Source organism: Arthrobacter oryzae, from assembly GCF_030718995.1.
Classification (GTDB): domain Bacteria; phylum Actinomycetota; class Actinomycetes; order Actinomycetales; family Micrococcaceae; genus Arthrobacter; species Arthrobacter oryzae_C.
Genome location: NZ_CP132204.1, coordinates 495982 through 522485, shown reverse-complemented (window position 1 = coordinate 522485; position 26504 = coordinate 495982). Strand labels below are relative to the sequence as shown.

Below are 26504 nucleotides of genomic sequence, written 5' to 3'. Positions count from 1 at the left end.
AATCCGAGGGGGAACAGGGTTGGAAGATCATGAGTCAGTTGTAGCCAACGCCCTGCAGGAGTACGGCGTGCTGCTGCCCCGGCTGAACGAGGCTTCGGACGCGATCGGGAACGCCATCCGCGCCCGGCTCCGGGACGACGGCCTCAACCATCACACCGTCCAGGCCAGGGTCAAGGACCCCGCCTCAGTCAAGGGAAAGCTGGACCGGCTCACCGCCGACGGCAGGTTCAAGTATGAACGTGGCCTCGAACAGCTGGACGACCTCATCGGCGTCCGGGTGATCATGTTCCTGGAACCGGACATTGCCGACGTCGCCACGGCGCTGAAGGGCCAGTTCAACTGCCGGGAAGATGACGACAAAACCAGCTCCCAGCGGAGGAACGGCCAGATCGGCTACGCCGGCAGGCACCTGATCCTGGAGGTCCCTGCCGAGAACGTGCCGGTAGGCTGCCAGACGTTTGTCGGAGAGCGCTTCGAGGTCCAGATCCGGACGGTCCTGCAGCACGCCTGGGCTGCCTTCGAACATGACATCCGCTACAAGGGACTCAGCGAGGTGAACGCGGAAGTGGACCGGGCTTTCACCATGGCCTCCACGCTCATTGAACTCGCGGACGCCCAGTTCTCGGCCATCAACGACATCGTCAAACGCCGGCAGGCCGAGAGCACGGCAGACTTCGCCGACAGCCCCGCCACCGAACTGACCGGGGACATCCTCCAGGACATGCTCGCCCGGCTGCTGTCCGAACACCCGCGAAGCCAGGCCCGGCAGTATGACTGGCTGGGGAACCTGCTGGCCGCCAACGGCGTGCGCACCGTGGCAGACGCCGAGGAGCTGTTCGGGGCCGCCGACTGGTCCGGCGTGGCCAAGAGGATGGACTACAAATTCCCCGCCGGCCACGTCCGGATCGCCGACGACTTCCTGCTGAAGACCTGGGGCGTGGACTACATTGCGCGCACCAAATCCCTGGGGGACGACCCCAAGCGCGAGGCGAAGCTGACGTACCGGCTGGAGCGCATGCAGGACTGAGCCCGTGAGCTCTGCGGTCCGTTGGGCCGGCCCGTCGGGGCGGTCCGTTGGGCACGTGCCCTCAGGCGCCGGGAGGCCGGTACTTGATCTGCTCGGCCTGCCGCAGGGCCTCCATTGTTTCGTCAACGGTCAGGAGCACCGTCGTTTCAAAGGAGCTCAGCGCGCCGCCGCCGCTGATCGCCAGGGCGACGGCGGCCATCGACACATTGTCCGGGGCTTCCCACAGGTTGAAGCCGTCGTGGGAGCCGAAGGCATACCAGAATCCGTGGAGCTTCCCGCCCACCGATTCGATGTAGGCCTGGGCGGCCTTTCTGCGGTCCTCGGGGTTGTTGATCAGTTTCGCCCAGGTCTCGGGGGTGTAGCTGAATTTCGACAGATAGAGCGGCATTTGTCTCGTCCTTTCCTATTCACCGGTGATGCCGGTGGTGCCGATCCAGCAAGAATGGCAGGGCGCCGCCGGGCAGGCAATGGACGCGATTTCCATGAGTCGTCCCCGGGGTGTTGACACCGCCGCCCGGCCGCCTTAGTTTCGCCTTAAACGGAGGATGTCATGAATCTCGATGAACTGGTCTTCCACCCCTGGGCAGTTCAGGGGCCACGCGACGTGCCCACCTTCGTTGGTGGTTCCGGGAGCTACCTCATCGACGACACCGGACGGCACTACCTGGACTTCAGCTCGCAACTGGTGTTCACCAGCCTCGGCCACCAGCATCCGCGCATCGTTGCTGCGATCAAGGAGCAAGCCGACCGCCTGTGCACGCTCGCACCCGGCCACGCATCCGACGTCCGGGGCGAAGCGGCGCGGCTGATTGTCCAGGTGGCCCCACAGGGCCTTGGGCATGTGCTCTTCACCACCGGCGGGACGGAGGCAATCGAGCATGCGGTCCGGATGGCGCGGCTTTACACCGGACGGCCGAAGGTGCTCGCCGCTTACCGCTCGTACCACGGATCGACGGCGGCTTCCATCCACCTCACAGGCGACCCGCGCCGCTGGGCCTCGGACACCGGCGCGGCGGGTGCCGTCCACTTCTTCGGCCCCTTTCTGTACCGGTCGGTGTTCGGGTCGCGGTCCCCGGAGGAGGAGTCGGAGCGGGCACTCGCTCATCTCGAGCAGGTCATCCTCCTGGAGGGCCCGTCCACCATCGCAGGCCTGGTCCTGGAGTCTGTGATCGGCAGCTCAGGTGTCATCGTGCCACCGGCCGGGTACCTGCGCGGGGTCCGCGAGCTATGCGACCGCCACGGCATTATCTATATCGCCGACGAGGTGATGGTGGGCTTCGGACGCACCGGAGCCTGGTTCGGCGTTGACCACGACGGTGTGGCACCTGACCTGATGGCCTTCGCGAAGGGCGTCAACTCAGGGTATGTGCCGCTGGGTGGCGTGCTGGTGGGGGACGCGATCTACGAGTTGTTCACCACACGCCCGTACCCGGCGGGCCTGACGTACAGCGGCCACCCGCTTGCCTGCGCAGCAGCAGTCGGTGCCATCAGCGCGATGCACGAGGAGAACACGGTCGCGGCAGCTGCCCGCCTCGGCGCGGAGGTCCTTGGTCCAGGACTCAGGGCGCTCGCCGACAAGCACGACTCCGTCGGGGACGTTCGCGGCATCGGCGGCATCTGGTCCCCCGAACTGGTCCGTGACCGGCGGACCAAAGAGCCGCTCGTGCCGGCCGGAGGCACCGGCGCGGCCAACGCACCGATGGTCTCGGTCGTCAAGGCGTGCCTGGAGCGGGGGCTTGTGCCGCTGGTCCTGGGCAATCGGGTCCATGTAGCCCCTCCGCTGAACGTGAACGACTCCGACGCCGCCGCGGGCCTTGCCATTCTGGACGATGCCCTTGCGGCGGCCGACGCCTACGTGGCCTGACCGCGCCGCCCCCCGCGTTGCGCGAATGTGACGCTAGATGAACCCGCGTGACCCCCCGTTTCCGCTTCATTGAACGGGTTTATGTCACTCCCTATGGTGAAACAATGACAAGTCCCCAGCCCGGAATGATCCGCATCGTGGCCGGAGAGAGCAACAAACCGAAGCGCAAGCGCGCCGTTGAGGTCCTGGTTGCCCTCGGCCTGGTGCTGCTCATCGCCGCCGGTGCCGTGGTGGCGTCAACCCTTTCCCGTGATTCCACAGCCCAGGCCGCGGCTCCCGCCCCGACCCCCGCGGCGGAGTTGAGGCTGGGCTATTTCGGCAACGTCACGCACGCCCCGGCCCTGGTGGGGGTGAAGGAAGGCTTTATTGCGAAGAGCCTGGGGGAGACGAAGCTGAGCACGCAGGTGTTCAACGCCGGGCCGGCGGCGATCGAGGCGCTGAACGCCGGGGCCATTGATGCGACGTATATCGGGCCGAATCCGGCGATCAACTCGTTCGTGAAGAGCCAGGGCGAGTCCGTCAGCATCATTGCCGGTGCCGCGGCCGGCGGTGCGCAGTTGGTGGTCAAGCCGGGGATCGGTTCGGCCGCGGACCTGAAGGGCACGACCCTGTCAACGCCGCAGCTGGGCGGCACCCAGGATGTGGCGCTGCGGGCGTGGCTCGCCGCGCAGGGTTACAAGACCAACACGGACGGCAGCGGCGACGTTGCGATCAACCCGACCGAGAACGCGCAGACGCTGAAGCTGTTCCAGGACGGCAAGCTCGACGGCGCATGGCTGCCTGAGCCGTGGGCTTCCCGGCTGGTGCTGCAGGCCGGCGCGAAGGTCCTGGTGGACGAGAAGGAGCTGTGGGACGGGTCGCTGACGGGCAAGCCGGGCGAGTTCCCCACCACCATCCTGATCGTGAACAAGAAGTTCGCCGCCGCGCACCCGGAGACCGTGAAGGCGCTCCTGAAGGGCCACGCCGAATCCGTCACCTGGCTCAACGAGACACCTGCCGCGGAAAAGGCCAGCGTGCTGAACACGGCGCTGAAGGAGTTCGGGAGCGCAGAGCTCCCGGCCGACGTCATCGACAGGTCCCTCGACAACATCGTGTTCACCGTGGACCCGCTCGCCGGAACCTACAAGAAGCTGCTGCAGGACGGCGTCGACGCCGGCACCACCAAACAGGCCGACATCAACGGCATCTTCGACCTCGCCGCCCTGAACAGCGTCACCACGGAAACCGGGGGCAACAAAGTCAGCGCCGCCGGCCTCGGCAACGACTAGACACCACCAAGCACCACCCCCAGCTCCAACAACGTAAGGACAGGACCATGCCAGTCGTACTGGAAAACCTGGGCAAACGCTTCGGCAACGGCGCCCCGGTGCTGGACGACGTCAACGCCAGCATCGCCCAAGGCGAGTTCGTCGCCCTCCTCGGTGCCTCCGGCTGCGGCAAGTCCACCCTGCTGAACATCATGGCGGGACTGGAACTGCCGACGTCGGGCGCCCTTGAAGTCCCCAGCGACGGCGCAGCGTTCATGTTCCAGGACGCCGCCCTTTTCCCGTGGCTGACCGCCCGGGAGAACATCGAGCTCGCCCTGAAGCTGCGCGGCGTGGGCAAGGGCGAACGGCGCACCAAGGCCAATGAACTCCTTGACCTGGTGCATCTGGGCGGAGCTGGCGACAAGCGCCCGCACGAGCTCTCCGGCGGCATGCGCCAGCGCGTGTCCCTGGCCCGGTCCCTGGCCCAGGACCGGCAGCTGCTGCTCATGGACGAGCCGTTCGCCGCCCTCGACGCCATCACCCGCGACCTCCTCCATGACGAGCTGGAACGGATCTGGAAGGAAACCGGCCGCACCATCGTTTTCGTGACGCACAATGTCCGCGAAGCCGTCCGGCTGGGCCAGCGCGTGCTGCTGCTGTCCTCCCGCCCCGGCCGCGTGGTCCAGGAATGGAACGTCACCGAGGAACACCGAACCGACGCCGGTCTTGCCGGACAGCTGACCGGGGTCATCACCGCCCGGCTGCGAGAGGAGATCCGCCGCCATGCCAAGTAACCCGACACCCCTGGCCGAGGCCCCCACCAACGGCCCGGCCTCCGGCGCGGAGCCCGAAACCCGCAAGGTCCATGCTGCCCTGACCCGGTCCTCCACCGGCAACGAGGACCTGCGCGAGCTCGAATCCGGGCTTGATTCCCTGCAGTCGGACGCAGCCCGTGCAGCACGCATCGACTGGAGCCGGGTCCTGCTCCCGGTGGCCGCGCTGGCGGTGCTGATCCTCGTATGGCAGTTCTACGTTTCGCTCGGCTTCAAGCGGCGGGACCTGGTGCCCGGCCCGCTGGACGTGCTGGGCCAGTTCGGCACGCTGTGGGCTGACGGGTCCCTGCAGGAAGCCGTCTGGACCTCGCTGCAGCGCGGGCTGGTGGGCTTCCTGATCAGCGTGGCCATCGCAACCCCCATCGGCCTGCTGCTGGCACAGGTTGCCCCGCTGCGGCGCGCGTTCGGCCCGCTCATTTCCGGGCTGCAGGTCCTGCCGTCCGTGGCCTGGGTTCCTGCCGCCATCATCTGGTTCGGCCTCACCGACGCCACGGTGTACTTCGTGGTGTTCATGGGTGCCATCCCGTCCATCATCAACGGCCTGATCTCCGGTGTGGACCAGATCCCGCCGCAGTACCGCAGCGTCGGCACCGTGCTCGGCGCCAACCGGCTGCAGATGGCCCTTCAGATCATCCTTCCCGCGGCTCTGCCCGGCTACCTCAGCGGCCTGAAGCAGGGGTGGGCGTTCTCCTGGCGCTCCCTCATGGCCGCGGAAATCATCGCGGTGGGCGGCACCATCGGCTTCGGCCTCGGCTCAATGCTGGACCAGGGCCGCGACCTGTCCGACATGACCATCGTGATGGCAGCGATCCTGCTGATCCTGGCCGTGGGCATCCTGATCGAGCTGCTGGTCTTCGCACCGATTGAAAAGCGCCTCCTCCGGCGCCGCGGCCTCCTCGCCGGCAGCACCCGCTAGGGCCAGGCCGGAAGCACCAACAAACGCAAGAGCAGAGCCCGACGGCGAGTCCCGCCGTCGGGCCCTGCTCTTTGGTTTTCGCGGCGGCCGTCGTGGGGCACTTCGACACGGACACGCCGCGGATTGCCGGCCCCCGCGGCCGAACCGGCCCCAATGTGCCCCACGACGGCCGCAACTGCCGTCAAGCCCCGGACTGGCCGCCCACCAGCAATGTGACGCAGCGTTACCTTACGTGAACTGGTGTTTCCGTGCCGTTGTTCCGCCATATGACGCAGCCCTACCGTTGATCCATGGCAATTCAGGACATTTACCCCACGGCACTGCGCCTGCTGGGCCGCCCCGTGCTGGTGGTGGGTGGCGGGCCGGTGGCCACGCGCCGCGCCAAAGGGCTGCTCGACGCCGGTGCCCGCGTAACCGTGGTTGCCCCCGCCGCCTCCGCAGGCCTTGAGGAGCTGGCCGACGCCGGCCTCCTCACCTGGGAGCCGCGCCCCTACCGCACGTCCGACGTCGACGGCGTCTGGTTCGTCCAGACCGCCACCGGCGACTCCGCCGTGGACGCCCTGGTTTCGGCCGACGCCGAGGCGCAGCGCGTCTGGTGCGTCAACGCCTCCGACCACGAAGCCTCCGCCGCCTGGACCCCCGCCGTCGCCGTGGTGGACGACGTACAGATCGCCGTGAACGCCGGGGGAGACCCGCGCCGCGCCATGGCCCTGCGTGACGCCGTCGCCACCGCGCTGGAAGCCGGCGACCTTCCGCTCCGCCGCCAGCGCGCCCACCGGGGAATCGTGGCCCTCGTCGGCGGCGGCCCCGGCGACACCGGGCTCATCACCGTCCGCGGCCGCCGGCTCCTCGGCCAGGCCGACGTCGTCGTCGCAGACCGCCTCGGCCCCCGCGACCTGCTGAACGAGCTCGCCCCTGACGTCCGCGTCATCGAAGTGGGCAAGACCCCCGGCCACCACCCCGTGCCGCAGGCGGAGATCAACCGGATCCTCGTGGACGAGGCACTCAAAGGCCACCGGGTGGTCCGCCTCAAAGGCGGCGACCCCTATGTCCTGGGCCGCGGCGGCGAGGAAGCAGAGTACTGCCGACAGCTCGGCGTCGAGGTTGAAGTGGTGTCCGGCGTGACCTCCGCGGTTTCCGTGCCCGCGGCGGCCGGCATCCCCGTGACGCACCGCGGCCTGGCCAAGGGCTTCAGCGTGGTCACCGGCCACGAGGAACTCTCCGAGGTCCCGGCCAGGGCCGACCACACCATTGTGCTGTTGATGGGAGTGGGAAAGCTCCGCGAATCAGCCGCCGCGCTGATGGGTGCCGGTTTGCCTCAGGACACTCCAGTTGGCATCGTTGAGAACGGCTATTTGCCCAACCAGCGCGTGACCATCGGCACTGTCGGTTCCATTGCTGACCAGGCCGAGGCCACCGGCGTCGCGAATCCCGCGGTGATCGTGATCGGCGACGTTGTCCGCGTCAGCCCGTTCGCGCCGTCGCACTTCAAGACAGCCGACTACAGCACCATCACCCCGAACCAGCCCCGTGTACTGACCAAGTAGCCCCGTAGCCCCCACCCAACTAAGTAGCAGTAAGTGTCGTTTTGAGCCGTCATAACGACATCTGCTGCTACCTAGTTGGGCCAGTGACAGAAAAAGGAACACAGCCGTGTCAACTAGCACCACCGTAGGTTCTGCCGCCCGCCCGCTCCGGGTCGCCGTCGTGGGTTCCGGCCCTGCCGGCGTGTACGCCGCCGACATCCTCACCAAGAGTGAAGCCGTCAAGAGCGGCGAGCTGACCGTGAGCATCGACCTCTTTGACCGCTACCCGGCGCCCTACGGCCTGATCCGCTACGGCGTGGCCCCGGACCACCCCCGCATCAAGGGCATCGTCAACGCCCTGCACAAGGTCCTGGACCGCGGCGACATCCGCTTCTTCGGCAACGTGGACTACGGCACGGACCTCTCCATCGAGGACCTCCGCACCCATTACGACGCCGTCATCTTCGCGACCGGCGCCATCAAGGATGCCGACCTGAACATCCCCGGCATCGAACTCGAGGGCTCCTACGGCGGCGCCGACTTCGTGTCCTGGTACGACGGCCACCCCGACGTGTCCCGCGAATGGCCGCTGGACGCAAAGGAAATCGCCGTCATCGGCAACGGCAACGTGGCCCTGGACGTGGCCCGCATGCTCTCCAAGCACGCCGACGACCTCCTGGTCTCCGAAATCCCGGACAACGTCTACGCCGGCCTGAAGTCCTCCCCGGTTACGGACGTGCACGTCTTCGGCCGCCGCGGCCCCGCCCAGGTGAAGTTCACCCCGCTGGAACTGCGCGAGCTGGCCCACTCCAAGGACGTGGACATCATCCTGTACCCGGAGGACTTCGAGTTCGACGAGGAATCCGACCGCCAGGTCCAGAGCAACAACCAGACCAAGACCATGGTTGGCACGCTCACCAACTGGATCGCCGAGCAGCCGGAGGACCTTTCCGAGCTCACGGCCTCCCGCCGCCTGCACCTGCACTTCCTGCACAGCCCGGTGGAAATCTACGACGACGCCGAGACCCCCGGCCGCGTTGCCGGCATGAAGTTTGAGCGCACCGAGCTGGACGGCACGGGCAACGCCCGCGGCACCGGCGAGTTCGTGGACTACCCGGTCCAGGCCGTCTACCGCGCGATCGGCTACTTCGGTTCAGCCCTGCCGGAGGTCGAGTTCGACCACAAGAAGGGTGTTGTCCCGAACGACGGCGGCCGCGTGCTGGACGCTGCCGGCAGCCACGTTCCGGGCATCTACGCCACCGGCTGGATCAAGCGCGGACCGGTGGGCCTGATCGGCCACACCAAGGGCGACGCCCTCGAGACCGTGACCTACCTGCTGGAAGACCGCGCGAACCTGCCGCTGGCCGCCTCACCGGCACCGGATGCCGTCGTCGAACTCTTGGAAAACCGCGGCGTGCAGTACACCAGCTGGGAAGGCTGGCTGGCCCTGGACGCGCACGAGCGCGCCCTCGGCGAAAAGGCCACCGAGACCGGATCGCACGGCGTGGAGGTTGCCCGCGAGCGGGTCAAGGTTGTGCCGCGCGAGGACATGGTGGCCATTTCCCGCGACGGAGTGGCCGCGCAGGTCTAGTTCCTGCCGCCCTCCAGCGCGAACGGGCAGTTGAGGACCGCAAACCGTGGTTTGTCGGGTCCTTAACTGCCTGTTCGCGCCCCTAGTTCCCCGCGCCGCCCGCGGCCATCAGTTCAAGACGGTTCAGTGTTTCGGTGTTCCGCACCGAAATGAGCGGGTCCCGGATGAACTTGGGGATCAGGCTCCCCGGGCCTTTGATGGCATCCTCGGCGATGGACACCCGGCACCCGGTTTCCACGGGCTCCAGGGTGATCACCACCTTGGCTTCACCCAGGGGCCAGCCCCGGGCAACCAGTTCGATGGACTTCCCCGGATCCGACGCCGTGACCACGGTTTTGTCGTTGATCAGCAGAGGCCATGCGCCCACCGAGTGGTGCAGGACGCCGTCGGCTGCAGGCCACAACGCGTCCACGTCCCTGATACGGGACGCACCCACAACCCACCCGGAGTAGAGCCAGCCGTCGGCGATGACGTTCCAGACGTCGGCCGGCGGTGTGAGGAAGGTCTTCGAAACGGTGGCCATCTCAGTACTCACTTTCTGCTTGGAACTGCTGGGATTGGAACTGCGGGTTGCGCAGCCTACATCCGGCCGAATCGGGACCGGACCAGCGCGAACATCCCGTAACTGATGAGGCCGGCCGCGATCGCCACCAACAGGAAAGGCCCGGCCGGATGGTCGCGGAGCGCTTTGAGGCTTCCGTCCAGCCCGGTGGATTCGCCGGGCCGGTTCGTGGCGGCCGCCACCACGAACAACAGGCCCGCAAGGATCAGGGCGATGCCCTTGGCCACATGGCCGGCGACGCCCAACGCACTGATCATGCGCCCGCGCCGGGTGCCTTCGAAATGATGCAGTTCATCCTTGAACTGCTTCCGGACTCCCTTGACGATGAAGTAGATCCCGACGCCGATGACGGTCAGTCCCAGCGCGATCAGCGCCGGAACACCGAACGGGCTCCGGACGACGGCGGTGCTGAAGTCCCTCGTCGAATCGCCCGAGTCGCCGCGCATGCCCACCGCGAAGCCCAGGAAAGTGAGCCCCACGCTGCCGTAGGCCACGGCAAGGAATCCCGACGAGACGAGCTTGCCGAGCCGCTCGCCTGCCGGAAGGTGACGGGCGCGGAGGGTGGCTTCGCTCAGCTGCCACAGCGCCAGCCCCGCACAGCCGGTCAGCCCGGCCCACATCACGGCGGGACCCCACGGATTCGCGGCGAGCTGTTCGATGGCTCCCGTCGGTTCGGCCTGCCCGGGCTGGCCCAGGGCGAGGGCGATGGCGATGGCCCCGATCACAATGTGAAGCAGGGCCATCACGGCAAAGCCGGAACGGGCGACGACGTCCAGGGCCTTGGTGTTCGACACCGCCTCGGCCGCATCGGCGGCTTCGCCCAGGGCTGTCTCTTCGTCCGCCATTGCTAGCCGTTCATGGGGCCTTCGGCGTGGACCTTGTCTGCCCCAGGGCCGGTGAGTTTCACGGTGCAGCGGACGATGAGCTGGTCCGGCGCTGTGTGGACATCCGCCAGGGTGTCGCCCGGGTTGATGACCGTGTAGGTTTCGGTGCCGTCCTCAACGCCGAAGCCCCGTGAGGTGGCGTCCTGGGTTGCGTTGGCAAGGGCGTCGCGGCGCAGTTCGTCCAGGTACGCTTCGTCCCCGGACCGTGAGAGGTCACCGAATGCCCAACCGAAAAGGGTTCCGGATCCGTTCATATCGTTGATTTTACGCATCCCTCACCTTACCAAGATATTGATAAGGGTGCTTAGTAAAGGTTGCGGCGGCTGGTGCGGCTACGGCGCCCCCGCCAAGAGAGGCGGCCGGGTACGGCTGCGGCTAGGTGTGGCTGCTGTCCGCCGGGGGAAGATCCGGGTTCATGGGTTCAAGCTCCGGTTTTTCCGCCGTCCAGACCTGGATGACGGCCCAGATCACGGCAGCCATGGGTACGGAGAGGACCGCCCCGATGATGCCGGCCAGGATGGTTCCCGCGGTGAGGGCCATCAGGATGACCAGTGCGTGCAGTTGGAGGGACTTGCCCATAACGATGGGCTGGAGGAGGTCGCCCTCGAGCTGGTTCACGGCGATCACCACGGCCACCACAATCAGCGCCACGACGGGGCCGTTGGCCACGAGCGCCACCAGGGCGGCAAGGATTCCCGCGACGGTGGCCCCCACCAGGGGGATGAAGGCGCCCAGGAAGACGATGATGGCCAGCGGGATGGCCAGCGGAACCTGCAGGATCAGCAGGGCGGCACCGATGGCAACGGTATCCACGAGGGCCACGATGGCCGTGCCGCGGACGTAATCGCCCAGGACCTGGATGGTCCGCGCGCCGGCCCGGCGCAGCCTGGCTTCGCGTTCGCCGGTGAAGGGCCGGAGGAAGAAGTTCCAGATCTTGGCGCCGTCCTTCAGGAAGAAGAACAGGATGACCACCATCAGGCCCGTGCCGGCCAGGAACTCGGTCACCACGGAGAGTCCCGTGATGGCTCCGGAGCGGACCTGGCTGCTGGTGGCGAACTCGATGATGCCGGTCCTGGCCTGCTCAAGCTGCTCCCGGTCCAGCGGGAAGGGGCCGTTCAGGAGGAACGACTCCAGCTCGTCCAGGCCGGAGGACGCCTGGGTCACCAGCTCGCTCCACTGGCTGCGCACGGACATCACGATGACCGTGGTCACTGCGGCCAGCACCACGAGCAGGGCCACGAACGACAGGCCTGTTGCCACGCCGCCGTGCATCCCCCGCCGCCGCAGGAGGTTCACGAACGGCCCGATGGCCGCGGCGAGGATCAGCGCGATGAGTACCGGGATGACGAGGAGCCGGATCTGGAGGAGGGCGTAGACGGACACCACCACCACGGTGAGGACCAGGAGGATCTGGGCCGAGCGGATGCCGACCCTGCCCAGGCCGTCCGCCCAGAGATCACGGCGTTTGCCTTCGACGGTGACTTCGACTGATCTGGCCAAGGGGTACTCCAATTCGTCGGCTTGCAGAAGCGGGAAGCCCGGTCCGGCCGCGGCAAGAGCCGGGAACTCCCGGAAGCTAAGCCTACTGACGTTGCCCCGGCTACAGTCCGAGCCACTCCGCGCACGAGTTCAGGTTCCGGTTGACGCTGCCAACGGCCGCGGCTTCATCGTGGGCTTCGATGGCATCAACCAGCGTGCCGTGCCCTTCATCGGGGAGCCCGTTGAAGCCGCTGCGGCGCTGCTGCCGCAGCAGGTCGGCGTGGAAGACGCCGCCGAAGCTGACGTACAGCTCATGCAGCAGCGGATTGCCGGAAGCCTGCGCCACCAGGACGTGGAAATCCCAGTCGGCGCGCGCCCAGGATGCGTAGTCCTCGGCATGCCAGGCGTCATGGCGCTCACTGAGCAGGGCCCTCATGGCGGCGACGTGCTCCGGCTGTGCGTGGCGGGCGGCCAGCCGGGCTGCCTGGGTGTCCAGGCCCACCCGGACCTCGAGGATGTGTTCCTGTTTGTGGTCCTTGTACATCCGCTGCGCCGCGCCGGAGATTTCGCTGGTGGCCCGGACGTAGGTGCCGTCGCCGCGTCGTACCTCCAGCATTCCGCCGTGCGCCAAGGCCTTGATGGCCTCCCGCAGGGTGCCCCGGGAGACGCCGAGCCGGGCCATCAGTTCAGGCTCCGCGGGGATCTTCTGCTGCAGCTGCCATTCGCCGGAGTGGATCATTTCCCGGAGCTTGTCCGTGATTTCGTCGGCCAGTACGGGCCGGTGCGAAGCGGTGAGGGTCATGGCTTGGTCCTTGCCGTGAGTAGGTGCGCCACCACGATCTGCGCCAGGGCGATGGCCAGCAGCAGAATCAAGGGTACCGTCCAGCCGCCCGTGGCGCTGTGCAGCAGCCCCATGCCGAACGGTCCCGTCGTGGCGAGCAGGTAGCCCACCGACTGCGCCAGCGTGGACATGGCGGTGGTTTCCGCCGTTGTCCGTCCGCTGCGGCTGATCATCACCATGACCAGCGGGAAAATGCCGAGGCCGAACCCCAGCAGGACAGCCGGAACGGCGGCCAGTGCGGTCGGCAGGAGCATCAGGGAAACGATGCCCGCGAGCATGGTGACGCTGGCCAGGTAGAAGGCCGGGCGCAGCATCCGCGGCCGGGAACCGATGGCCATCAGCACCATGCCGGCCGGCACGGAGACCAGCTGCATCAGCCCGAACATCAGGCCGCTGTCCGTGGCGGTGAGTCCCGTGGTGGTGAGCATGTACGGGAACCAGCTGAGCACGGCGTAGGCCAGGAGCGCCTGGAGGGTGAAGATGGCGGTGAGCAGGGCCCCTTTGCGGGTCCGCAGGAGGGGCCACGGGGAAATGCGGGCGCCCCGGCCGGGGGTGGCATTCCGGTGGGCATGGAGGGCCACCGGGAGGAAGCCCAGGAAAGCGGCTACTGAGAGCAGGCCAATGGAGCCCACTCCTGCCGAGGCTGAACCCAGCGCCTGCGCCACCGGGACCACCAACACGGCCGTGACCGTGGCGCCGGTGGTCATGGTGACCGTGTAGAGCGCTGTCATGAGCGACGTCCGGTCCGCATAGTGCTCGCGGATGAACGAGGGCATGGCCACGTTGCAGACGGCGAGTCCGGACATGCCCGCCACCGTTCCGGCCAGCAGCATGCCCGTGGACGGGATGCCGCGCACCAGCAGGCCGGCTGCCAGCATTCCCAGGGCCAACAGGATGGCCTTCTCCACGCCCATCCGGCGGGTCAGCCAGGACGTTGCCGCGCCGGCCACGGCGAAACAGAGCGTGGGAATGGAAGGTATGACGGCGGCAACGAAGGCGCCGTAGCCCAGGACTTCCTGGAGGTCGTGCAGGAGTGCTGCGGCTCCGGTAATGCCGGCACGCAGGTTCAGTCCGATCAGCACCAGGGCAAGGACACCGAGGACGACGACGGCGCGCGGCCGGGCAGCGCCGGCCAGCGCAGCGGGTGGGGTGTCAGTTCCGGGTGGTGCCGTCGTCGTGGTTGCCATACTTAAACATTAGACGTTAGACGTTTGATGTTTGTAAAGATGTGGGGAACCTCTCCCGGGCCGTTTCCCTAGCCCTGCTGCCGTTGCGAGAGCCGCTGCACGGCCAGTGCCAGCCAGAGCTGCACCCGGTCCTGGGTCTGGGCGGGGTCGTAACCGGTCAGCTCGGTGATCTGTGCCAGCCGGTAACGCACGGTGTTGCGGTGCAGCGTCAGCGCCTCGGCGACGGCGGCCACCGAGCCGTTGTTGTTCAGGTAGCTTTCCAGCGTGGCCATCAGTTCGGCTCCGTGCAGGGCATCGAAGTTGCGCAGCGGGTTGAGTGACTCATTTGCCATGTCCGCCAGCGGCACGTCCTCGCTGGCGAGGAGCAGGGACGTCAGGCTGAGCCGCTCGGGCTCGTTGACGGGCAGGCCGTGGCTCGCCGCATCGCGGGCCTCGAAGTAGCTCCAGCGCAGCCCGTTGGGTTTGGTGTACGCGCCGCCGATGCCGATCGTGGCGTGGATGCCGGCCTCCGACAGATGGTCGCTGAGGCTTTTGGCCAGCGCGCTCGCGCCGCTGCCGTCGTCGTGGACCACGATGATCAGGTCCTTCCCGACGACGGCGGTCACCCCGTCCTCCAGCGGCCGCGGCACCGAGGAGCTCACCAGCTGCTTGGGGTGCGCCGCGGACTCGGCGAGGAGGACCACGCTCTTCCGGGTGCTGTTGACGCCGATGCCGGCGAGCCGCCGGGACGCCTCGCTGGATTCCAAGGTTCCGTGGATCACGTCCTCCAGGACCTGGCCGGAGAGGGCGCGCTGTGCCTGGCGCTGTTTGACCATGTTGTTCAGTTCAACGCTGATCAGGTTCTGGGCGTAGCCCACGATGCCGGAATCCTCGAAGGGCTGCCGGACCCAGAGGGTGCAGGCGTCGCGGCGGCCGGTGGGGATGGGATAGGACGCCCAGGTGTCCGCCGTGGGCGCCGGGTTGCCGGGCACGCTGTTGTACAGCTGCGCCGTGAACTGGGTGAGAACAATGTCCGTGCGCAGCATGGAGCCGAGGTTCTTGAGCAGTTCCGCGAGGCCGCCGCCGGTCAGCAGGGCGCGGGCCAGGATCTGGTGGCCCGCGATGAGCCTTTCCAGCTTGGCGTAGTGGTCCGCCGACTGGGCGTCCGCCACCAGCTTGGTAATGGCAATGAACGGCGTCTCGTAGGGAACCTCCACCACGGGAAGGCCCCAGCGGTTGGCCTCGGCAACCAGTGCCGGCGGAACGGCGTCGTGCGTCAGCCCGACCCCGAAGCCGATTCCCACCGCGCCGGCCCGCTGCACCTGCCGCACAAAACGGCGCTGGTCCGGGGCGGCCTTCAGCCGCATGCCCGTGGTGAGCACCAGTTCGCCGCCGTTCAGGAAGCGCTGCGGGTCCTCCTGCTCGGTGACGGCAACCCACTGGATGTCCTGGTGCCACGTCGTCTCGGCCAGGCCGGATTTAACGAGCTTGAGCGACTGGACGCCCAGCAGGGCGGCGAGGGAAATTGCCATGGATTCAGGATAACTGCGAGCTGGTCAACCGCACTAAAGGATTCCGGGGATGGTGTGCAGGTGGCTATTCCTTGCGTGGACGGGCTGGCATAGGCTCGTGAGCAGTCGCAATACTGGGCCGGTTGCAGAAACCGGCTGCAGAAACCAGCATGAAAGAGGTTGTACACCGTGGTCCAAACCTTGCAGAACTTCATCAACGGCGAGTTCGTCACGCCCGCAGGCACCGGCCTGCTGGACATCGTGAACCCCACCAACGGTGAAGTGGTGGCCAAGTCGCCCGTCTCGGTGCACGCCGACGTCGACGCCGCCATGAAGGCCGCCAGCGACGCGTTCAAAACCTGGAAGCACGTCACCCCGGGCCAGCGCCAGCTCATGCTCCTCAAACTTGCCGATGCCGTGGAAGCCAACAGCGACGAGCTCGTGGAAGCCCAGCACCGCAACACCGGCCAGGTCCGCTCGCTGATCGCGTCCGAGGAAGTGGCCGCCGGCGCCGACCAGCTCCGTTTCTTCGCAGGTGCCGCCCGCATCCTCGAAGGCAAGTCAGCCGGCGAGTACTTCGAAGGCCACACCTCCTACGTGCGCCGTGAACCCATCGGCGTCGTGGCCCAGGTGGCCCCCTGGAACTACCCGTTCCTGATGGCCATCTGGAAGATCGGCCCCGCGCTCGCGGCCGGCAACACCGTGGTCCTCAAGCCCTCGGACACCACCCCCGAATCCACCCTGGTCCTCGCCCGCCTCGCCGGGGAGATCTTCCCGGCCGGCGTCCTCAACGTGGTCCTCGGAACCGGCGAAACCGGCGCCATGATGGTGGAGCACAAGGTCCCCGGCCTCGTCTCCATCACCGGATCCGTGCGAGCCGGCATTGCGGTGGCCTCGGGTGCGGCCAAGGGCCTCAAGCGCGCGCACCTGGAGCTCGGCGGCAAGGCCCCGGCCATTGTGTTCAAGGATGCGGACATCAAGAAGAGCGCCGCAGCCATTGCCGAGTTCGCCTTCTTCAACGCCGGCCAGGACTGCACGGCCATCACGCGCGTGCTGGTTGAGGACTCGGTCCACGACGACGTCGTGGCGGCCATGGTGGAACACACCAGGACGCTGCACACCGGTTCGCAGAACGACGAAGACAACTACTTCGGCCCGCTCAACAACGTGAACCACTTCAACGCCGTGACGTCCGTGGTGGAGCACCTGCCCGAGAACTGCAGGATTGTCACCGGCGGGCACCGCGCGGGGGACAAGGGCTTCTTCTTCGAACCCACCATTATCACCGGCGCCAAGCAGACGGATGACATCGTGCAGAAGGAAACCTTCGGGCCGGTCATCACCGTGCAGAAGTTCAGCACCGAGGCCGAGGCCGTGGAGTTGGCGAACGACGTCGACTACGCCCTGGCCTCCAGCGTCTGGACCACCGACCACGGCACCGCCATGCGCGTCAGCCGCGACCTGGACTTTGGCGCGGTGTGGATCAACACGCACATCCTGCTGACGGCCGAAATGCCCCACGGCGGATTCAAGCAGTCCGGCTACGGCAAGGACCTGTCCATGTACGGCGTCGAGGACTACACGCGCATCAAGCACGTGATGAGCGCGCTCGACGCATAACCCGAACGCATAACGCAGCCGCATAACTCCGACGCACAACATTCCCCACGACTTTCCAGAAAGGCATTCCCATGACTGCAACCGCCCATGACATCACCTACCGTCTCGAGCAGAAGCGCCGCGTCCAGGCAGACTTCCCCGGCCCCAAGTCCGTTGCCCTGACTGAGCGCCGCAAGGCCGTCGTGGCCGCCGGCGTCGCCTCCAGCGTCCCCGTGTTCGTTTCCGACGCCGACGGCGGCATCATCCACGACGTGGACGGCAACTCCTTCATCGACCTCGGGTCAGGCATCGCCGTGACCAGCGTCGGCGCGTCCGATCCCGCCGTCGTCGGGGCCGTGAAGGAAGCCGTGGAGCACTTCACCCACACCTGCTTCATGGTCACCCCGTACGAGGGCTACGTTGCCGTCGCCGAGCAGCTGAACCGCCTCACCCCGGGTGACCACGAAAAGCGCACGGTGCTGTTCAACTCCGGCGCCGAAGCCGTGGAAAACGCCGTCAAGGTGGCGCGCCTGGCCACCGGCCGCGACGCCGTCGTTGCCTTTGACCACGCCTACCACGGCCGCACCAACCTGACCATGGCGCTGACCGCCAAGGCCATGCCGTACAAGACCAACTTCGGCCCGTTCGCGCCCGAGGTCTACCGCATGCCCATGAGCTACCCGTTCCGCGAGGAAAACCCCTCGATCACCGGTGCCGAGGCCGCTAAGCGCGCCATCACCATGATCGAAAAACAGATCGGCGGCGAATCCGTGGCCGCGATCATCATCGAACCGATCCAGGGCGAGGGCGGCTTCATCGTCCCGGCCGAGGGCTTCCTGCCGGCACTGGCCGCCTGGGCCAAGGAAAAGGGCATCGTTTTCATCGCCGATGAGGTCCAGTCCGGCTTCTGCCGCACGGGCGAATGGTTCGCCGTGAACCACGAAGGTGTTGTACCGGACATCATCACCATGGCCAAGGGCATCGCCGGCGGCATGCCGCTGTCCGCGATCACCGGACGCGCCGACTTGCTCGACGCCGTCCACCCGGGCGGCCTGGGCGGCACCTATGGCGGGAACCCGGTTGCCTGCGCCGCTGCCCTCGCCTCCATCGGCTCCATGGAGGAATACGACCTCAACGCCCGCGCCAAGCACATCGAGGACCTGGCCACCGGCCGCCTCCGCGAGCTGCAGGGTGAGCTTGCCGCTTCCGGGAAGTCCGTGATCGGCGACATCCGCGGACGCGGCGCCATGCTGGCCATCGAACTGGTGCAGGCCGGCTCCAAGGAACCGAACCCGGAGCTGACCAAGGCCGTTGCCGCCGCCTGCCTCAAGGAAGGCGTCATCATCCTCACCTGCGGCACTTACGGCAATGTGATCCGCCTGCTGCCGCCGCTGGTCATCGGCGATGAGCTGCTGCTCGACGGCCTTGAGGTGCTGGCAGCCGCCATCAAGGCGCACGCCTAGCCTCAGTCATTCCAACCAGAGAGCCGCGGACCGATGGTCCGCGGCTCTCTGTGTTTTCGGGCCCAATGTCACCTCTGATTTGTGCCTGCGTGGACTAGAGTCAGCAGTACCACTGCAGGAAACGCAGACCGGCCGACGTCGCCCGGGAACCCCGAGCGAGGCTGGATTCTGCCCCAGACCCACAAAGGGGTTCACCCATGCGATACGTAGTTGGCTACACACCGAACGAGCGCGGCGCGGATGCCGTTGCCCTGGCCACCGCATTGGCCCGGGCGCAGGGCGCGCAGCTGGATCTGGTCTTTGTGGTGGACAAAGGCCTGCATGTTGCCCAGGACGTGGCGAGCGGCCATGTCCTCGCCAACGAGAAGGCCGTGCAGGACGCGCAGCGTGAAGGGCTCAGCCTGGTCCCGGACGACGTCCCCGTGGAGTTCCATGCGCGGCATGCGGATTCGTTCGCTGCGGGACTGATCGAGGCAGCCGTGGCCAACGACGCCGCGCTTATCGTGGTTGGCGCGGCCAGCAACGGCCTGTTCAAGCGCCACACCGTGGGCAGCGTGGCCAACGGACTCCTGCATGCTTCGCCGGTGCCCGTCGCACTGGCTCCGCGCGGATACCGCCGGACCGAACCCATTTCCCGGCTGACGCTCGCGGTGGGCCAGCGCGCCGGCGCAGAAGCCGCGATCGACGTCGCCATCGGGGCGGCAGGGCGCCGAAGCGTGCCGCTGCGGATGGTCTCCCTGGTGGAGCTCGACGCTGAAGGGGACCCGGGGGAAGTGGTCAACGCGGCGCACATCCACGCGAACACCGTGCTCACCGAAGCCTCGCGGCGCCTCCCTGACGGGCACAAGGTCACCGTGGAGGTGGCCCACGGACGCACCATCGAGGAATGCATCGATGACCTCGAATGGGACGACGCCGAGATCCTGATCGTGGGATCCTCGCGCCTTGCCGAGCGCAACAAGCTGTTCATCGGCAGCACGGCCAACAAGGTGCTCCGGGCGCTGCCGGTGCCCATGGTGGTCATCCCGCGCGAGTACGAGCGGGTGGACACGGCCATGGCGCCCTAACGCGCCCCTCCGCCACGCGCTGCCGCCCCGGCGAGGGCACGCTTCCGTGCCACGGAATTCCTGCGCGTGGCCGCCAGCATGTCCACCGTCAGCACCAGCAGCGCCAGCCAGACCACCCCGAACCCGATCCAGCGGTCCAAGGTCATGGCTTCCTGGAACACCACGAGGGCCACAATGAACTGCAGCACGGGGGCGAAGTACTGCAGCAGCCCGATCGTGGTCATGGGCAGCCGGCGGGCGGAGGCTCCGAAGAACAGCAGCGGCACGGCCGTGATCACGCCTGAGGAGACCAGCAGCCAGAAGTGCCCCGAACCGTGAGTGCCAAGCGTCGCCGCACCGCTCACGGCCAGGAAGATCATGGTGGCGGCCGCCAAGGGCGTGAGCACCACGGTTTCCATGGTCAGGCTGGTGACCGCGTCCGCCTTCGGGCCGATCCGCTTCTTGACGAAGCCGTAGAGGCCGAAGCTGAAGGCCAGCGTCAGCGCGATCCACGGGAGTTTGCCGTAGGAAATCGTCAGGACCACCACGGCAACAAAGCCGATGCCGACGGCGGCCCACTGGAGCGGACGCAGCGTTTCCTTCAGCACGAACACGCCCAGCAGCACGGAGACGAGCGGGTTGATGAAATAACCCAGGGAGGCTTCCACGGCCTGGCCGGTGGTCACGCCGTAGGTGTAGGTCAGCCAGTTCACCGCGATCAGCGCCGCGGCGATGGACAGCGTGCCGAGCACGGTCCGGTCTCGGAACGCGGCTGCCAGGACGCGCCAGGACCGGGTCACCGTGATCAGCAGGGTGCAGAACACCAGCGACCACACCACCCGGTTGGCTACAATTTCCACCGCGCTGGCGGGCTGCAGGACGAAGAAGTACAGGGGCAGCAGCCCCCAGAGCCCGTAAGCGCCGATCCCGAAGAGGACGCCCGCCGTCGTGTCCTTGTCCACTGCCTTAAGGGCGACGCCGGGGGCGGTCAGGGCAGGTGAGGTGGCGGTTCCGTCGGTTGTAGGCACACGATCAATAACACCACCTCCGCGGGCGGTATTCCGGCAGCACGGCACCGGTTCGAGGAAGCGGTCTGCGCAGGTCTTGCAGTACTCAGTATGCTTACCACTATGAACGTGCTTCTCCGGAAAGCCCCTCGATGAGGCTCCGTCACAGCAACGCCTCGGGCAGGGGCTACCGGCGCCTTGCCGCTGGCACCGGCTTCACCTACCGCGACCTGGACGGTTCCACACTGCCTCCGGGCCCCGTCCGGGAACGGCTGGAAAGCATCGGCATTCCGCCGGCCTGGACCGATGTCTGGATCGCGCCCTACGACAACGGGCACATCCAGGCCACCGGGCTCGACGCCGTGGGCCGCCGGCAGTACATCTACCACCCGGCCTGGCGGGAAAAGAAGGACCGGCTCAAGTTCGACCGTGCCCTCCAGCTCGCCGAATCGCTGCCGAGCGCGCGCAGGCGGGTCACCATGGACCTCCGCAGCGACGGTTTCTCCCGCGAACGCGTCCTGGCCGGTGCCTTCAGGATGCTGGACAGCGGCTCGCTGCGGGTCGGGTCCGAGCGGTACACCAACGAGAACGGCAGCCACGGCCTGGCCACCCTGCTCTGCGCGCATGTGAAAGTCAAGAAGGAGAGCCTCCGGCTCAGTTTTCCCGCCAAGAGCGGTAAGACCTGGGATTCGGAGATCGACGACGCCGACCTCGCCGCCCTGGTGCGCTCGCTCAAGCGCCGCGGGGGCAACGCCAGGCTGCTGGCGTACAAGAACGGTCGCAGCTGGCATCCGGTGGGCAGCGCGGAGATCAACGACTACGTGAAGGAGCGCACCGGCGCGGACTTCACCGCCAAGGACTTCCGGACGCTCCGGGGCACCGTGGCCGCGGCGGTCAGCCTGGCCCGGACCGGCCCGCAGGCCACGGTGGCTGCCAGGAAGCGGGCCATCAGCCTGGCGATGCAGGACGCTGCGGCGGTGCTGGGGAACACGCCGTCGATCGCCCGGAAGAGCTACGTGGACCCGCGGCTGCTGGACCACTACTCCGCGGGGGAGACCATCGACCCCCACCGGACGGGCTCGGCCGAAGCCGAACTCCGGGCCCTGCTGTACCGCGAGGGAGACGTCGTATCCATTGGCAGATCCGCAGGGAAGGCCAGTTGACCGCCTAGAATAGGGGTTTGTGCGCTAAGCGATTTGGCGCAGTCTCTCAGTTCTGGAAGGGCTCCCGGTGTCCAACTCGGCCGCAACCACCCCCAAACGTCCCCTCCGCGTCGCGATCGTCGGCGCCGGACCGGCCGGCGTCTACGCCGCGGACATCCTGACCAAATCCAATGAGGTCAAGGACGGCGACGTCGAAGTCAGCATCGACCTGTTCGAGGCCTACCCCGCCCCCTACGGCCTGATCCGCTACGGCGTGGCCCCGGACCACCCACGCATCAAGGGCATCGTCAACGCCCTGCACAAGGTCCTGGACCGCGGCGACATCCGGTTCCTGGGCAACGTGACGTACGGCCGCGACCTGAAGCTGCACGATTTCCGCGCCTTCTACGACGCCGTGATCTTCTCCACGGGCGCCATCAAGGACGCGGACCTCAACATTCCCGGCGTCGAACTCGAAGGATCGTTCGGCGGCGCCGACTTTGTGTCCTGGTACGACGGGCACCCGGACGTGTCCCGCGACTGGCCGCTGGACGCCAAAGAGATCGCCGTCATCGGCAACGGCAACGTGGCCCTGGACGTGGCCCGCATGCTGGTGAAGCACGCGGACGAGCTCCTGTCCACGGAAATCCCGGACAACGTCTACCGGGCGCTGAAGAACTCCCCGGTGACTGACGTGCACGTCTTCGGCCGCCGCGGCCCGGCCCAGGTGAAATTCACCCCGCTGGAACTGCGCGAGCTCAGCCACGCCAAGGACGTTGACATCGTGCTCTACCCGGAGGACTTCGAGTTCGACGAAGCCTCCGAGGAAGCCATCCGCACCAACAACCAGACCAAGACCATGGTGAACACCATGACCAACTGGCTGGTGGAAGAGCACGCCGAAGCCGAGGTGCCGTCCTCCCGCCGGCTGCACCTGCACTTCCTGCACAGCCCGGTGGAGATTTACGACGCCGCCGGCAACACTGCTGGCACCGGCAAGGTGGCGGGCATCAAGTTTGAACGCATGCAGCTGGACGGCACGGGCAACGTCAAGGGGACGGGGGAGTACCTCGACTACCCGGTCCAGGCGGTGTACCGGGCCATCGGCTACCACGGCTCCCCGCTGGATGAACTGGAATACGACGCCCGGGCCGGTGTCATTCCCAACGAAGGCGGCCGGGTGCTGGACGCCGACGGCAACCCGGTGCCCGGGATCTACGCCACGGGCTGGATCAAGCGCGGCCCGGTGGGCCTGATCGGGCATACCAAGGGCGACGCCCTGGAGACCATCGGCTGCCTGCTGGAGGACCGGCTGACGCTCCCGCCGGCGCAGAATCCGGATCCGCACGCCATCATCGCCCTGCTCGAGGAGCGCGGCGTGGAGTACACCACCTGGGAAGGCTGGAACCGGCTGGACGCGCACGAAGCAGCCCTCGGGAAGGCATGGACCGAAGCGGAGGCGGACACCGGCGTCGTACGTGAACGCGTGAAGGTGGTGCCGCGCGAGGAAATGATCCGCATTTCCCGCGGCGCCGAGGACTGACCCGAGGGCTAACCCTATGGCGGCCGGCTGGATGGCAATACACTGAGCAGACCAATCCAGCACGGCATGCCGTCACGCCTGGCACACCGTTGTGCCGGCAAGGGAGTTCGATGACGAAAACAAATCAGCCGGCAGTTCCGGGCCCGGACGCCGCGGCGCTGCTCCAGCGGCACGCCCTGGCGGGCCACGAGCTGCTCGGAGCGACCGGCCACGCCGGCAGCATGCACCTGCCCGGACTGCGCAGCCTGGTGGAGGAATCCTGGCAGCGGTCAGTCCAGTTCCGGGCCAACCCGGACAACCCCGAAGCGCCCCTTGCCCTGGACCGGGAAGAACTGGACGAATACCGCCGTCAGCATCCGCTGGCCACCATCATGCCGGTCATCCACAAACTCCTGGTCCTGCCCAGCCACGACAGCGGCCTGCTGGTTGCCGTGGGTGACGAGGTGGGCCGGCTCCTGTGGGTGGAGGGCGACGCCGTGACACAGCGCCGGGCCGAAGGCATGATGTTCGTGGCCGGCGCCGACTGGTCCGAGGCCAGCGTCGGCACCAGCGCTCCGGGCACTGCCCTCGCCCTGGGCCGCAGTATCCAGATTTCCGGCGCTGAGCACTACAAGCGCTCCGTCCATCCATGGAGCTGCACGGCCGTGCCCTTCCACGACCCCGACTCCGGCGCCCTGCTGGGGGTCGTGGACATCACCGGCACCGAATCCGCCGTTGCACCGCACACCCTCTCCCTCGTGGAAGCCACCGTCGCGGCGGCCCAGGCCCAGTTGCGCGTGGAGCGGCTCCAGCTCGCCGCGGCCCGCCAGGCGGCACCGGCACGACGGCGGACCACTGCCTCCGCGGGCCGGACGGCTTCCGCTGCGGGCACCGGAAGCCTCTACCGCAACAGCCTCCAGCTCCTCGGCCGGGACCAGGCACTGCTCAGCATCGAAGGGCGTACCGTGGCGCTCTCGGCCCGGCACAGCGAAATCCTGGCACTCCTCAGCGTCCATCCGGACGGACTGAGCGCCGAGGAGCTCTGCACACTGCTGTACCCCGGCGAGGGCACGTCCATGACCCTGCGACCGGAGATGGTGCGCCTGCGCAAGGTCCTGCAGCAGCTCAGCCCGGATGCCGTCCCCGGCTCGCGCCCGTACCGGCTGCCCGTGGACCTGATGCCGGATTCCAGCCAGGTGCTCAACTGCCTGCAGCGCGGCGCGCACCGCATCGCGCTCGAGATCTACCGCGGCGCCGTCCTGCCCCGCTCGGAGGCGCCGGGCATCGTCGACCTCAGGGACCGCGTCTCCTCGCTGCTGCGCGAAGCGGTGCTCACCGACGGCAGCGCGGATGCGCTGCTGAAGTACGCGGAACTGCCGGAAGCAAAGAACGACGTCGGCGTCCGCCTTGCCGCGCTGAAGCTCCTGCCGCCGCGCTCGCCCAAGCGGGCCGCCGTCGTCGCCGATCTTGAACGGCTGGAAACCGAACTCAGCGCCTAACCCCCTGACGTGATCTGAATCACGCGGTTGCAACCTGACTGCAACCTCCCCGCTCCTACGCTGAATGCAACGGCGGCCGCCAGCACAGGCCGCTCAACATCTTGCACAGCAAAGGAGCTAGCAATGACTGTCTACGCACAGCCCGGTACCGAAGGTTCGAAGGTCACGTTCAAGGACCGCTACGAGAACTGGATCGGCGGCGAGTGGGTTGCCCCCGTCAAGGGCCAGTACTTCGAGAACATCACCCCGGTCACCGGCAAGGCATTCTGCGAGGTGGCCCGCGGCACGGCCGAGGACATCGAACTGGCCCTGGACGCCGCCCACAAGATCGCGCCCTCCTGGGGCAAGACCTCCGTCGCCGAGCGCGCAGCCATCCTGAACAAGATCGCGGACCGCATCGACGAGAACCTCGAGATGCTCGCCGTCGCCGAGTCCTGGGACAACGGCAAGCCGATTCGCGAAACCCTCAACGCGGACATTCCGCTGGCCGCCGACCACTTCCGCTACTTCGCCTCCGCCGTCCGGGCCCAGGAAGGCCGCCTGTCACAGCTTGACGACGACACCACCGCCTACCACTACCACGAGCCCCTCGGCGTCGTAGGCCAGATCATCCCGTGGAACTTCCCCATCCTCATGGCCGTCTGGAAGCTCGCCCCGGCACTGGCCGCCGGCAACGCCGTGGTCCTTAAGCCTGCCGAGCAGACGCCCTCCTCGATCCTGGTCCTGATGGAACTCATCGGCGACCTGCTGCCTGCCGGCGTGCTCAACGTGGTCAACGGCTTCGGCGTCGAGGCCGGCAAGCCCCTCGCCTCCAGCCCCCGGATCCGCAAGATCGCCTTCACCGGCGAAACGTCCACTGGCCGGCTGATCAGCCAGTACGCCAGCCAGAACCTGATCCCGGTCACCTTGGAACTCGGCGGCAAGAGCCCGAACATCTTCTTCAACGACGTTGCCGAGTCCGACGACGCGTTCTATGACAAGGCACAGGAAGGCTTCGCGCTGTTCGCCTTCAACCAGGGCGAAGTCTGCACCTGCCCCTCCCGCGCCCTGGTCCAGGAAGACATCTACGACTCCTTCATGGCCGACGCCGTGGCCCGTGTGGAGAAGATGATTCAAGGCAACCCGCTTGACACCGAAACCCAGGTGGGCGCACAGGCCTCCAACGACCAGCTGGAAAAGATTCTCTCCTACATCGACATCGGCAAGCAGGAAGGTGCCAAGGTGCTCACCGGCGGCGCCCGCGCCCAGCTGGAAGGCGATTTGGCCGGCGGCTATTACGTCCAGCCGACCGTCTTCGAAGGCAACAACAAGATGCGGATTTTCCAGGAGGAGATCTTCGGCCCGGTGGTTTCCGTGACCCGCTTCAGTGACTACAGCGACGCCATGGACATCGCCAACGACACGCTCTACGGCCTGGGCGCCGGCGTCTGGTCCCGCAACGGCAACGTTGCGTACCGTGCCGGCCGCGAAATCCAGGCGGGCCGTGTCTGGGTCAACAACTACCACGCCTACCCGGCCGGCGCCGCGTTCGGTGGTTACAAGTCCTCCGGCATCGGACGTGAAAACCACTCCATGATGCTGGACCACTACCAGCAGACCAAGAACCTCCTGGTCAGCTACAACGAAAACAAGCTCGGCTTCTTCTAGGCCGCTCTGAGCCCGGGCGGGGACGGACTGCACGCATCCGTCCCCGTCCGCACCACCTGGCCACCCCTCAGGAAGGCAGCACGACCCCTTTACCGCCCCCTCTAAAGCAATGCTTTAACGACGCAAGGATTT

The 26504-nt window shown here is 67.2% G+C and carries 23 protein-coding genes; 14 read left to right on the top strand and 9 right to left on the bottom strand.

What is annotated here, in order from left to right:
* Positions 1-19 precede the first annotated feature (19 nt).
* The gene (locus Q8Z05_RS02450) at positions 20-1027 is read left to right on the top strand and encodes a GTP pyrophosphokinase (protein ID WP_305941920.1); all 1008 of its coding nucleotides are present in this window, start codon (positions 20-22) and stop codon (positions 1025-1027) included.
* Positions 1028-1088: 61 nt separating this feature from the next.
* On the opposite strand, the gene Q8Z05_RS02445 is transcribed toward Q8Z05_RS02450, so the two are convergent.
* On the bottom strand, positions 1089-1415 hold the full coding sequence (locus tag Q8Z05_RS02445) for a GYD domain-containing protein (RefSeq protein WP_305941919.1): 327 nt from the start codon (positions 1413-1415) through the stop codon (positions 1089-1091).
* Positions 1416-1577: 162 nt separating this feature from the next.
* Between Q8Z05_RS02445 and Q8Z05_RS02440 the strand changes: the two genes are divergently transcribed.
* From Q8Z05_RS02440 to Q8Z05_RS02415, 6 genes are all read left to right on the top strand, one after another.
* Complete coding sequence (locus Q8Z05_RS02440; protein ID WP_305941918.1) at positions 1578-2891, top strand: aspartate aminotransferase family protein; 1314 nt, start codon at positions 1578-1580, stop codon at positions 2889-2891.
* A gap of 104 nt (positions 2892-2995) precedes the next feature.
* A complete protein-coding gene (locus Q8Z05_RS02435) occupies positions 2996-4159 on the top strand; it encodes an ABC transporter substrate-binding protein (protein WP_305941917.1) in 1164 nt (387 codons plus the stop codon).
* Positions 4160-4206: 47 nt separating this feature from the next.
* The gene (locus tag Q8Z05_RS02430) at positions 4207-4932 is read left to right on the top strand and encodes an ABC transporter ATP-binding protein (protein WP_305941916.1); all 726 of its coding nucleotides are present in this window, start codon (positions 4207-4209) and stop codon (positions 4930-4932) included.
* Positions 4922-5887 (top strand): ABC transporter permease, encoded by a 966-nt coding sequence (locus Q8Z05_RS02425; protein WP_305941915.1) that lies wholly within the window; start codon positions 4922-4924, stop codon positions 5885-5887. Before Q8Z05_RS02430 ends, Q8Z05_RS02425 begins: the two co-directional genes overlap by 11 nt.
* A 290-nt stretch (positions 5888-6177) precedes the next feature.
* Positions 6178-7434 (top strand): uroporphyrinogen-III C-methyltransferase, encoded by a 1257-nt coding sequence (gene cobA / locus Q8Z05_RS02420; RefSeq protein WP_305941914.1) that lies wholly within the window; start codon positions 6178-6180, stop codon positions 7432-7434.
* 106 nt (positions 7435-7540) lie between these two features.
* Positions 7541-9004, top strand: coding sequence for an FAD-dependent oxidoreductase (locus tag Q8Z05_RS02415; protein WP_305941913.1), 1464 nt, complete (start codon positions 7541-7543; stop codon positions 9002-9004).
* Between the two features lie 82 nt (positions 9005-9086).
* On the opposite strand, the gene Q8Z05_RS02410 is transcribed toward Q8Z05_RS02415, so the two are convergent.
* The 7 genes from Q8Z05_RS02410 to Q8Z05_RS02380 form a co-directional block, all read right to left on the bottom strand.
* Positions 9087-9539 carry an SRPBCC family protein gene (locus Q8Z05_RS02410; protein ID WP_371745915.1) on the bottom strand — a complete coding sequence of 151 codons (453 nt, stop codon included), beginning with the start codon at positions 9537-9539 and terminating at the stop codon, positions 9087-9089.
* Between the two features lie 44 nt (positions 9540-9583).
* A complete protein-coding gene (locus Q8Z05_RS02405; RefSeq protein ID WP_305941912.1) occupies positions 9584-10411 on the bottom strand; it encodes a DUF1206 domain-containing protein in 828 nt (275 codons plus the stop codon).
* Between the two features lie 2 nt (positions 10412-10413).
* Complete coding sequence (locus Q8Z05_RS02400) at positions 10414-10704, bottom strand: hypothetical protein (protein ID WP_305941911.1); 291 nt, start codon at positions 10702-10704, stop codon at positions 10414-10416.
* Between the two features lie 121 nt (positions 10705-10825).
* Positions 10826-11950 (bottom strand): AI-2E family transporter, encoded by a 1125-nt coding sequence (locus Q8Z05_RS02395; RefSeq protein ID WP_305941910.1) that lies wholly within the window; start codon positions 11948-11950, stop codon positions 10826-10828.
* A gap of 100 nt (positions 11951-12050) precedes the next feature.
* Positions 12051-12731: a FadR/GntR family transcriptional regulator gene (locus Q8Z05_RS02390; RefSeq protein WP_305941909.1), complete on the bottom strand. Its 681-nt coding sequence runs from the start codon at positions 12729-12731 to the stop codon at positions 12051-12053.
* The gene (locus Q8Z05_RS02385) at positions 12728-13957 is read right to left on the bottom strand and encodes an MFS transporter (RefSeq protein ID WP_305941908.1); all 1230 of its coding nucleotides are present in this window, start codon (positions 13955-13957) and stop codon (positions 12728-12730) included. The genes Q8Z05_RS02390 and Q8Z05_RS02385 overlap by 4 nt, the downstream gene beginning before the upstream one ends.
* 68 nt (positions 13958-14025) lie before the next feature.
* Positions 14026-15468 (bottom strand): PucR family transcriptional regulator, encoded by a 1443-nt coding sequence (locus tag Q8Z05_RS02380; protein WP_305941907.1) that lies wholly within the window; start codon positions 15466-15468, stop codon positions 14026-14028.
* 168 nt (positions 15469-15636) lie between these two features.
* Between Q8Z05_RS02380 and Q8Z05_RS02375 the strand changes: the two genes are divergently transcribed.
* From Q8Z05_RS02375 to Q8Z05_RS02365, 3 genes are all read left to right on the top strand, one after another.
* Positions 15637-17067, top strand: a complete 1431-nt coding sequence (locus tag Q8Z05_RS02375) for a gamma-aminobutyraldehyde dehydrogenase (RefSeq protein ID WP_305941906.1) — start codon at positions 15637-15639, stop codon at positions 17065-17067.
* 71 nt (positions 17068-17138) lie between these two features.
* On the top strand, positions 17139-18509 hold the full coding sequence (gene gabT / locus Q8Z05_RS02370; RefSeq protein ID WP_305941905.1) for a 4-aminobutyrate--2-oxoglutarate transaminase: 1371 nt from the start codon (positions 17139-17141) through the stop codon (positions 18507-18509).
* 197 nt (positions 18510-18706) lie between these two features.
* Positions 18707-19576 (top strand): universal stress protein, encoded by an 870-nt coding sequence (locus Q8Z05_RS02365; protein WP_305941904.1) that lies wholly within the window; start codon positions 18707-18709, stop codon positions 19574-19576.
* On the opposite strand, the gene rarD is transcribed toward Q8Z05_RS02365, so the two are convergent.
* A complete protein-coding gene (gene rarD / locus Q8Z05_RS02360; protein ID WP_305941903.1) occupies positions 19573-20583 on the bottom strand; it encodes an EamA family transporter RarD in 1011 nt (336 codons plus the stop codon). The two genes, Q8Z05_RS02365 and rarD, sit on opposite strands and share 4 nt — an antisense overlap.
* A gap of 131 nt (positions 20584-20714) precedes the next feature.
* On the opposite strand from rarD, the gene Q8Z05_RS02355 reads away from it, so the two are divergent.
* From Q8Z05_RS02355 to exaC, 4 genes are all read left to right on the top strand, one after another.
* A complete protein-coding gene (locus tag Q8Z05_RS02355; RefSeq protein WP_305941902.1) occupies positions 20715-21725 on the top strand; it encodes a DNA topoisomerase IB in 1011 nt (336 codons plus the stop codon).
* A gap of 67 nt (positions 21726-21792) precedes the next feature.
* Positions 21793-23247, top strand: coding sequence for an FAD-dependent oxidoreductase (locus tag Q8Z05_RS02350; RefSeq protein ID WP_305941901.1), 1455 nt, complete (start codon positions 21793-21795; stop codon positions 23245-23247).
* A 110-nt stretch (positions 23248-23357) separates the two neighbouring features.
* The gene (locus tag Q8Z05_RS02345) at positions 23358-24725 is read left to right on the top strand and encodes a helix-turn-helix domain-containing protein (protein WP_305941900.1); all 1368 of its coding nucleotides are present in this window, start codon (positions 23358-23360) and stop codon (positions 24723-24725) included.
* A gap of 123 nt (positions 24726-24848) precedes the next feature.
* The gene (exaC, locus tag Q8Z05_RS02340; protein ID WP_055799718.1) at positions 24849-26372 is read left to right on the top strand and encodes an acetaldehyde dehydrogenase ExaC; all 1524 of its coding nucleotides are present in this window, start codon (positions 24849-24851) and stop codon (positions 26370-26372) included.
* Positions 26373-26504 lie beyond the last annotated feature (132 nt).